Annotated in this window: 6 protein-coding genes; 4 read left to right on the top strand and 2 right to left on the bottom strand. The window is 57.8% G+C overall.

The annotated features are described in order from the left end of the window. Window positions 1-403: 403 nt before the first annotated feature. Window positions 404-1,468, bottom strand: a complete 1,065-nt coding sequence (locus VJR29_03485) for an MBL fold metallo-hydrolase (GenBank protein ID HKY62458.1) — start codon at window positions 1,466-1,468, stop codon at window positions 404-406. A gap of 151 nt (window positions 1,469-1,619) precedes the next feature. On the opposite strand from VJR29_03485, the gene VJR29_03480 reads away from it, so the two are divergent. Beyond that, complete coding sequence (locus VJR29_03480; GenBank protein ID HKY62457.1) at window positions 1,620-4,499, top strand: SNF2-related protein; 2,880 nt, start codon at window positions 1,620-1,622, stop codon at window positions 4,497-4,499. A gap of 27 nt (window positions 4,500-4,526) precedes the next feature. Here VJR29_03480 and VJR29_03475 read toward each other — a convergent pair whose 3' ends face one another. Beyond that, window positions 4,527-5,552 carry a lysylphosphatidylglycerol synthase transmembrane domain-containing protein gene (locus VJR29_03475; protein ID HKY62456.1) on the bottom strand — a complete coding sequence of 342 codons (1,026 nt, stop codon included), beginning with the start codon at window positions 5,550-5,552 and terminating at the stop codon, window positions 4,527-4,529. Window positions 5,553-5,617: 65 nt separating this feature from the next. Here VJR29_03475 and VJR29_03470 point away from each other — a divergent pair, with 65 nt between their 5' ends. The 3 genes from VJR29_03470 to VJR29_03460 form a co-directional block, all read left to right on the top strand. Then, on the top strand, window positions 5,618-7,309 hold the full coding sequence (locus tag VJR29_03470; protein ID HKY62455.1) for a capsule assembly Wzi family protein: 1,692 nt from the start codon (window positions 5,618-5,620) through the stop codon (window positions 7,307-7,309). 54 nt (window positions 7,310-7,363) lie between these two features. Then, window positions 7,364-8,980 (top strand): ChaN family lipoprotein, encoded by a 1,617-nt coding sequence (locus tag VJR29_03465; GenBank protein ID HKY62454.1) that lies wholly within the window; start codon window positions 7,364-7,366, stop codon window positions 8,978-8,980. 69 nt (window positions 8,981-9,049) lie between these two features. After that, a partial coding sequence (locus tag VJR29_03460; protein ID HKY62453.1) for a capsule assembly Wzi family protein occupies window positions 9,050-10,161 on the top strand: 1,112 nt, incomplete at its 3' end.

Genomic DNA, 10,161 nt, shown 5'->3' with positions numbered 1-10,161 from the left:
TGCAGTCTTATAACTAAGGCCGTCTTCAGTTTCACCTAGGGTTTCGGGTTCCACTTCGCTCTCCGATCCAGGGCCATCAATAGTATTGTCACCACAAGCCGAAAAAAATATTAAGAGAACAAGTAAAAAGGTATATGGATGTGTAAGTTTTGATCCCATCTGATACCCTCCCATTAGACAAAGTAGGGCCCTGCCAAGCGAAAGCTAGGTATTAAACACCTCTTAGATGCTTGAATTAAATTGTCTGATGGTCCTTTACGGATGGGCCACCGGATAATTTGAAAATTAATTCTTACCCGGAGATTAATCGAATAATGTGAATGGTAATTACCCATAAGGAAAAAACGCAAGAAGAAATTCAGTGCGCAAGTTGCGCTTACCACTTTAAGCTTTAGAATTGAGTTCAATCTAATCTTGGAGATAGTTGGAGTTCTAGCAGTTGGACCGAAATGCTCCTGTCTTTGCTTTCTAGTGCGAACCCATCACCATCCGCCGTGGAATAAATTTCCGACCCTAAATCCGCCCATTTCTGAAGTACTTCGTTTGTTGGATGGTGATACGGGTTATCTTTTCCTGCTTGAATGAAAACCATTTGCGCACCAATTTTAACAAACTCCTCATTCGAAGAGCTCCCACTCCCATGATGATTCACATGCACCGCATCCACTTCCCCAACCAACTCCGCCAACGGCGTCTCCACATCCGGCGTTAAAAACCCATCCGCCATCCCGCCGCCCGTTAAATCCCCGGCCGTCAAATAACGAAAGTCTCCAAATTCGATCAGCAAGCCAACCGAAGCCGCATTCTCCCTTCCTGCGTATGTCGCCGGACTTATGTCCACCACTTCCGGTGCCGAGCTGCCGTCGCCGACAATGCCGTTGGACACGACGCAACGGATGCTCACTGCTGAGTCCAGCAACAAAGAATCACCCGCCGACAGAGTTCGTCGGGGAATCTTCCAGTCATCCAAACTCTCCAGATATTTTCCATATCCCGGGCTGCTATCCCAAGGCTCACCGCCGCGATCATAAACCGCAAGCACATTCACATCATCGGCAGTGTTCGGAAGCCCGTCTAAGCCCAAGGGAATTTCCGACACCCCTCCGATGTGATCTAAGTCGTAATGGCTGACCACCAAGGCGTTGATAGTCTGAATCTTCAGCTCGGCCAGCAACGGCAAAAGATAGTTTTTCCCGGCGCCCGGCGGGCCGGCATCGATGAGCAGATTTTTTCCGTTGGGTAAGACGACCAAGGTTCCGTCGCCTTGACCGACATAGGGAATCCAAATTTCCAGCTTTCCGTCTTCTTCGCTCGCCGCTCGCGGAGCGATGTTGGCTCGAGATTGAAATAATTCCTCCGGCGGCGGCATCGCCAAACACGCCGGAAGGGATAGAGAAAGGAGAGCAGCGAGGTAAGATTTTCTGACCATGCCCTCAACTGATGCAGGGATCATGCCAGGAAATGTCATAAATATCAAATAATATCAATAACTTAGCAAGAGCAACCGGCCGGTGTTCGAAACAACGTCCAAATTTCGATTCAGGCATCCGTCACCCGTCCAAAAATCACTCACCCCCTCTAGCAATTTCCCAATCCTTCCACTAGGATGGGCGATTCCGATGAAGGACCAGGATCCCAGACATTCCGACGTGCTCAACAAGCTCTCCCGGGCCATCCGAAAAGAAGAGGGGGACGAGCACTATCTTCAACTGGCTTACGGCATCGACTTCCTGCCGCGGCAGAATGCCCTCGCCATCAAGGCTTTCCTCGGCGACGAATCCATCACCCGCTTCGAGCGCTTCGGCATTCACGCGCTGGGACTGCATCGGCACGGCACCCCCCAAAGCGAGCTCGATCCCGATCACCGACGCTTCGCCCAAAACTTGCTCCGCTTCGCCAATTTGAATTCGGCCGACAACCAATTCATCGTGCCTCGGAAACACGTCGCCTTTTTTATTTCCAAGCTCGCCAAGTTTTCCCATGTCGAATTTCTGCACAGCGGAAAGATCGTGAAGTTCTCGGAGCAGGCCTTGCTCCCTCTGGTCGAGCTGCTCGAGCAGAGCCGTTCCCACGTCCGGCTTCAAGCTTCCTTTCAAGACGGGGAAACCTTGAAGGAGATTGCATTTGCCGCCGCCACCGTCTTCGATGGCCCCCGGATGTGGGCCCTGGTCGGCGAAACGCTCTATCCGATCAAACCCTCGGCCTTGGGATCCATCTTGGGAGATTTCAACGCCGACGGCGAACTATTGCTCACCGGGACGGAGGCCGCCGACTTCCTCCAAGACTACCTGCCGTCCTTGGCCCGGAAACCGCAGATGATCCTGCCTGAAGGCTTCAGCTTGCCCGAAATGATCGAAGGCACGCCGACCCCTCATTTCAACCTCAAGGAAGATCGGGCCGCCGACAAGCTGATCCTCGACATCCAATTTGAATATTCCGGCCATCGGGTCGCGCCCCACGAACAGGACATCGAAGCCATGGTCGAGGTCGAGGAGGGCGGAAAAAAGACCCTGATCCGCCGCGACATGGCTTTCGAGAAAGAGGTCCTCCAAAAATATCTCGACCAGGGGTTTCACCGGGTCGGGGCCCATCGCTTTGAAAACGGCGGCGAGAAAGCCTTGGATTTCGTCGCCGAGACCTTGCCTGCCTTGGAGCGGCAGAGCCAGATCGCCCTCGATGGCGAGCTTTCCCATTTCCGATTGGCCGGCGACCTGGGTGGCGGCCAAATCAAGGCTCGAGCGGCTTCCAGCGGGATCGATTGGCTGGAGATCGACTTGAGCTTCGAGGTCGACGGTATCGAGGTGCCTTACGAGGTGGTTCAGGCCTTGGTCGCCGAGGGCAAACGCTATCTCCAGATTCCGGGCAAGGGCTTCGCCCGGGTTCAAGCCGAGGATTTGCAGCGGCTCGAGGAGAAGCTGGCCGAAATCGAGGCCGAGATCGATGCCGGCGGCCGGCTCAAGGTTTCGGGTTATCACGCCGCTTACCTCGACGAAACCCTCAAGGTCGATTGGAGCAAGCGCCAGGATTTCGGGGCGATGATTCACGCCTTGCGCCATGAGGGCGAAATTCCACGCCGGGAATTGCCGGAAGCCCTTCGGCCGGTGCTGCGTGATTACCAGCACCATGGCTACGATTGGCTGCATTTCCTGCACGACCACCGCCTCCATGGCATCTTGGCCGACGACATGGGATTGGGAAAAACCGTCCAGGCTTTGGCCTACCTTCAAGATCGGCGCGATCGCTACGGCTCGATGCCCAACCTGGTTTTGGCTCCGACTTCGGTGGTCTTCAACTGGGCCAGCGAGGCGGCGAAATTCACGCCCGGGCTCAAGACCCTCATTTTAAGCGGCCCCGACCGCAAGCATCTCTACTCGCAGATCCCGGAAGCCGACATTGTTTTGACCAGCTATGCCTTGTTCCGCCGCGACGTCGAGGTCCTTTCGGCCCAGAAATGGCGCACCGTCATTCTTGACGAGGCCCAGAATATCAAAAACTTCAAAAGCAAGACGGCGCTGCTGGTCAAGGAGCTCCAGTCCGAGCAACGCTGGGCCCTGAGCGGCACTCCGCTCGAGAACCACCTTTCCGAGCTTTGGTCGATTTTCGACTTCCTCATGCCCGGCTTCTTGTCGAGCTACCCGCACTTCAAGCGCAAGTACCAGCAGCCGGTCGAGAACGAGCAAAACAGCGAGCAGATGGAACGTCTTCGCCGCCGGATTTTCCCTTTCGTCCTTCGCCGGCTCAAGGACGAGGTCGCCAAGGAGCTGCCGCCCAAGACCGAAGTGGTCCATTACTGTGAAATGACCCATGAGCAGCAGAGGCTTTATCAGGAAGTTCTGGCGGCTTGCCGGCGCCAGGTTTTCAACGACATCGAGGAAAAAGGGCTGGAGCGGAGCCAGGTGTCGATCCTGACCGCGCTGCTTCGGCTGCGCCAAGTCTGCTGCCACCCCGAGCTGCTCGGTCCGAGCTTCAAGAAGACCGGCACGCCTTCGGGAAAGATGGATGCTTTTCAAGACCTGGTCACCGAAGTGCTCAGCGAGGGCCACCGGATCCTCGTCTTCAGCCAGTTCGTCGAGATGCTCTCTCTGCTGCGGCTGTGGCTCGAGGAGTCCGAGATCACCTACGAATACCTTGACGGCCGGACTCGGCGCCGCGAGGAAAAGATTCGGCGCTTCAACTCCCAGCCCGATATCCCGGTCTTCTTGGTCAGCCTCCGCGCCGGCGGCACCGGCCTTAACCTGACCGGAGCCGACTACGTCATCCACTACGATCCCTGGTGGAATCCGGCGGTCCAGGACCAGGCCACCGACCGGGTCCATCGCATCGGCCAGACCAAGCATGTTTTCTCCTATAAGCTGATCACCAAGAATAGCGTGGAGGAGAAGATCCTGCTCTTGCAGGAGAAGAAGCGCTTCTTGGCCAAGGGGCTGCTGGGCTCGGATTCGGCGCTCGGCAAGAAGCTCAAGATGGAAGACCTCGAATACTTGTTTTCTTCGAGCTAAGTGGGCACGGTCGCGGATGGTAGATTTTCAGCCTTGGGCAGTCGCAGATCCTTCGCTTTGCTCAGGATGACAGTCACCGGCCTCGTCGTCGGTCCGCTCCATGTCCTTGAGCCGCAGGCCCCAGCGAAAATAATAAAACAGCCCGACCAAAGTCACCGGGATCACCTGCAGGAAATGGAAATAGAAGGCGATGCCCAAGGCGGTCGCCTTGTCGAGACCCAACCAAGTGTAGGCCAGGACCGTGGCCAGCTCGAAGGTGCCCAGGTTGCCCGGCGCGCTGGGCAGCGAGATGGCGAAATTGATCGCGACCAGGACGAAGAGCGACCCCAGCCAACTGATTTCAACCGCGAAAGCCGCCTCGACCCAGCGCAGCATCACCACTTGCATGGCCCAGCCGGCCAAGGCCAGGAAGGTCATCCATAGGAAGCTGGTGGGAGATTTGAGCGGCTGAGAAGCCTCGCCGATGTGATCGAAAAATTCGATGACCCGGAAGAGGATCCGGTGGCGCTTTTCCCACTTGCTCAAGTCGGGCTTTCGCAGCCAGACGAAGATCAGCATCCCCAGGACTCCAAGCAGCACCCCTCCCAGAACGTAGGCGCCGGTCATGATCCAGCCGGGAATTTTCAATTCCGAAGCGGCCAAGAAAAGCAAGATGATCAGGGTGAATCCCGGGAAGAAGCGCTCCAAGCCGACGGTGGTCAGGACCCGGGCATAGGGCAGGTTCCATTTTTTGGCGATGAAGGAAGCGCGAAAAAATTCGCCGACCTTCAGCGGCAGGAGGTTGTTGGCCATGTAACCGATATGGAGGACGTCGAAGAGGTTCCAGAAGGGGAGGGACCCCAGCGGCTTGAGCAGCGCCGACCAGAGCAAGGCTCTTTGGCCCATCAAGACGAAGTTCAGGGCCACCACCCCGATGAGCCAGACTGGATGGGGCAGGAAGAAGGCCCGTTTCAAGGCCGCGGCGTCCAGCGATCGAAAGCAAAAATAGAGGAAGGAGGCCGAAAGCAGGATGCCGACGTAGTTGGCGATCCGCCGTTTGGTCTTGGGCTGCATGGAATTTCTTTGTGTCGGAAGTCAAAGCGCTTGGCAAGCGATTAGTCCCTGGGTATTCCGGGGAAGTGAGACATCTTCTGCCAAGCCTGGCCCTTTGGCTTCTTCTGCTGCCCTTCGCGGGCGGCGCCTGGGCTTACTCCTCGGTCACGGTCCCGATCGAGGAACCGGTCTATCGCCGGATCGACAAGCTGGTCGCTCACGGCCTCATCAAGACTCAAATGATCGGGCAACGGCCCTATGTGCGGGCCGAGATCGCCCGGCTCATCGCCGAGGCGATGAAGAATTACCCGGATTTCGCCGCCCGTTTTCGCGAGGAAGAATCCTCCTTCGAGGAAAGCGGCAAGCGGCTCAAGGACAAGGTCTACGTCGACAAGATCCTGAAGCGGCTTAAGGCCGATTACCGCGACGAATTGATCCAGCTCGGCGCCCTCGAAGGCCGGGTGCCGGCGGTCCAGGGTCAAATCATCGACGAGCTCCGCTGGAACTTCGTCTACCTCGACCAAGACCCGCTGCTGATGCCGGCCGACAACGGCTTCGGCGGCATCCAAGGCAAGAGCCGGCCGCTGGTCGAGAACCGGGCCGGCCGCCACTTCGTCAATGGCGCCAACCTCGGCATCGAAACCACTCATTGGTTCCGGCTGGGCAAGTATTTCGCGGTTCAAGCTGAGCCCCGGTTTCAAGTTCAGGTGGCCAAGGACGGCCAGCCCGAGGAAAACCAAGTTTTCGTCCAACGGCTGAGCGGGCGCTTCACCTGGCGCAAGCTCGACCTCCAGATCGGCCGCGATTCGGTCAATTGGGGTCCCTCGCTCGAAGGCGGAATCGCCTTTGCCAACAACACCCGGCCCCTCGATTTCATCAAGCTATCCTCGATCAGCCCCTTCCAATATCCCTTCGTCTTCAAGAAGCTGGGCCAGCACCAGTGGAGCCTGGTCGTCGCCAACCTGGGGCCGGAGCAGCATTTCGAGGACCCCTGGCTGGTGGCCTACAAGAATTCGATGCGCGGCTCGCCCTATCTCGAGCTGGGCATCAGCCAAACTCTCATCCTCGGAGGCGACGGGGCGCCGGACTTGAGCTTCGGCGACGTCATCGGCGAGTTCTGGGGCGTCGGCAGCCATGACCAGGCATCCTCCAACCGCAACTTCGATATCGAGGTCATCGGCAGCATTCCCCAATTCCGCGGGATGCAGGTCTACGCCGAGCTGAATTTCGAGGACTTCGACCGCGACTTCACGGTCTTGTTCCGCGACGATCTCTCCTGGATGGCCGGCGTCTACTTGCCCCGGGCCACTCGCAGCGGGACCTTGGATCTTCGGATCGAATACCGCCGGCTTTCGCCTCGCTTCGGCCGCCACCCGATCTTCACCTCGGGCCTGACCGAGAACAACTTCCTGTTCAGCTCGCTGGGGCCCGATGCCCAGCTTCTTCGGGCGATGCTTCGCTACGACTTCAGTCCCAGCACCCTGATCGATTTTGGAATTCGCTATGCCTGGCGGAGCGGCGACCTCTTTGACGTCGATTACGACACCAACGGGGTGGCGGCGCGGCGAACGGCCGTCGATCGGCCGGCCGAAACCCGCTTTCGAGCCGCGGTCGGGCTGCGCCATGACTTCGACTCTCACCTGACCGCGCGCTTCGGCTTCGGCTGGGAAGGGGTGCGGAACTTCAACTTCGTCGCCGGCGACGACGAAAACCAGTGGCTGGCCGAGGCCGGCTTCACCTACCGTTTTGGCCGGGAATTGGGCGTCGGCCGCCAGTAATGATGGAAATCATTGATTTCTTTACTTATTTAGCCTTTGTGCTTTAATGCTGCCATGACGGCTTTGTCACCCCGCGAAGAGCTGATCCGCATCCAAAAACAGATATTTCGCAAAAATCAAAAGATCATCGACGAATCGATCCTGGTCAGCGAGCAGGGCTTCGCGAAATACGAGCAGAATTACCTCAAGCACGTCCGGAATTTCGAATCCCTGGCCGACGTCGAGGACTTAAAAAAGGCCTTGGCCGCCGCCGAATGGATTTACCTCGGCGACTACCATACCAACCGCCAGTCCCAGCGGGCTTTGCTGCGGCTTCTCAAGATGCTGGTGGTTCAGACCGACCGTTTCGTCATTTGCCTCGAGTTCCTCCAGAAGCGGCACCAAGTCCATGCCGACAAATTCCTGCGAGGTCAGCTCTCGCTGCGCAGCTTCTTGAAGCTCATCAACCTGCGCAAGCATTTCTATTTCGACCTGTGGGAGAACTTCGAGCCGATCTTCGATTTCGCCAAGTATTACCAGATCGATGTTTACGGCATCGAGTCGGCTCCCTTGGGCGCCGGCTTACGGAAACGGGACGAGGCGATGGCCAAGACCTTGGCCGAGATCGACGCCCTCAACCCTGGCTTCAAGAAGTTCGTCTTCGTCGGCGACTTGCACATCGCCCCCGAGAACCTGCCGCACCAAGTGCGGGAAGCGGCGGGAAAGGGCTACAACCCCCGCAAAGAGCTGTTCATCTATCAGAATTCGGAAAAGATTTACTGGCAGCTGGCCGAGGATCACCTCGAGGACAAGATCGAGCTCGTTCGCCTCGATGGCAAGAGCTTTTGCCTGATGAACACCCCGCCCATCGTGTGGCAGCAGTCCTACCTCAATTGGCTGGAGAACGAAGAGGGCGAGATCGACTATCAGGATCCGAAGCACAGCTTCCTCGACCTGTCCGAACGCATCGCCAAGTTCCTCGGCCTGAAGCTGCCCAAGGCCAAGGACGAGGTCGAGGTTTTCACCTGCGGCGATCTCAGCTTCCTCGAAAGGCTGAAGGAAGACCCCGATTTCAGTCCGCAGGAGAAGCGGATGATCCGGCGCCAAGTCCAATTGTCGGAGAGCTACTACATCCCGAAGCACAAATGGGTTTATTTGGCCAACGTCTCGATGAACCACGCGGCCGAGGAGGCCAGCCACTTCATTCGGCATTTGGTCGCGGGCGACGAGTTCCCGCGCAGCGCCGGGGACGCCTTCTACGCCAATGCCCTCCACGAGGCGATCGGCTTCTTCGGCTCCAAGATCATCAACCAGAAGCGCAAATGCATGCGGGTCGAGGACTTCGAGAGCTTGATCGGCTATTTCAAAAATGTGCGGGTGCCGCGCGACCGGACCTTCGAGCTGGAAGTCGCCCACACCGTCCTCGAGGCCAAGAAGCTGGAGAAAAAGGGCGTTCCGGTGGCCAATCCCGAGGCTCTCTTCAAAAGGCATGAGCTTTTCTTCGGAGTCACCCACGCCCTCGGCTATATGCTGGGCGAGCTCCTCTATCACGCCATGGTCCAGGGCAAATTCACCAAGCGCGAGATTTTGCGGCTGTTCCGCGACCCGTTCCGGGAAGAGGGGGCGCCGTTCAAGGCCTATTCCAAGCTGGTCAAGAAGTTCAAAAACACGCCGCTTCCTCAACGGATATAGAGGCGCCGTCATCCCGAGCGAAGGATGACATTTGTTGACTATGCCGGCGCTGCTGATTAAAGCCCGGCCATGACCCTACTCCGCCGATTCTTCCCCTTGCTGATCCTGCCCCTGCTGCTTGCTCCGGCGGTGGCCTGGCCCCAAGCCTCGGTCAACGTTTCGACACTCGATCCGGTTTACCGCGACATCGATAAACTCGTGGCCCATGGCTTGATCAAGAAGATCGTCATGGGGCAAAAGCCCTTCTCGCGCCGTGAGATCGCCCGCTTGACCAAGGAGGCGATGTATTACTGGCAAACCAAGAAAGAAAAGGCTTCGCCGGGCAGCGTCGACTATGTCGAGACGATTCTGGCGCGCCTGAAGCGGGATTATGCCGAGGAGCTGGTCCAGCTCGACGCCCTTCCGGGCGAGAAGCCGGCCGTTTCGGCCCACTTGATCGAAAAAGCCGAGCTCGATCTGACCATGACCAACAGCCCTTCGGAGGCGATTCCGCCGCTGCTCCCGCTGGGCGGCATCGACGCGGTCATCAACCCCATGCTCGACTACCGCCAGGGCCGGCGCTTGGTCCAGGGCGTGAACCTCGGTTTGGAGACCAACCATTGGCTTCGGGCCTCCAATTATTTCGCCATGCTGTTTAAGCCGCGCTTTCAGATCGGCCAAGGGCCGGCCGAGGACGAGAACCGCTTCGACGTCCTCAACCTCTACGGGAAGTTCCTGATCAAGAATTTCGAGATCGAGGTCGGCCGGGACAACCTGTTCTACGGCCAGGGCAAGGACGCCGGGCTCTTGCTGTCGGCCAATCCCCGCGGCTTGGACATGATCAAGATCTCCAACGACGAGCCCTTTTTCTTCCCTTGGGTCTTCAAATACATGGGCGCCCAGAAGCTGAGCTTTTTCTATTCCGACCTCGGGCCCGAGCAGTTTTTTCCCAATTCCTATTTGGTTGGCTACAAGTGGAGCATGGAGGTGAACTCCTTCTTCGAGTTCGGCCTCTACCTGGCGACGATGTCGGGCGGCGAGGGATCGCCGGATGCCTCCTTTGGCGACAGGGTCCTCGACATCTTTCCCTTCGGCCAGGTCACCGGCAGCGATCAGGTCCAGATCGGCAACAAGTTCGCCGGCTTCGACTTGCGATTCCGGATCCCGCCGGCCCGAGGTATGGAGCTTTATCTCGAGGCCGC

It is taken from the genome of bacterium, assembly GCA_035281585.1.
Lineage (GTDB): Bacteria > UBA10199 > UBA10199 > DSSB01 > DSSB01 > DATEDP01.
This window is presented reverse-complemented; position numbering and strand designations above follow the sequence as displayed.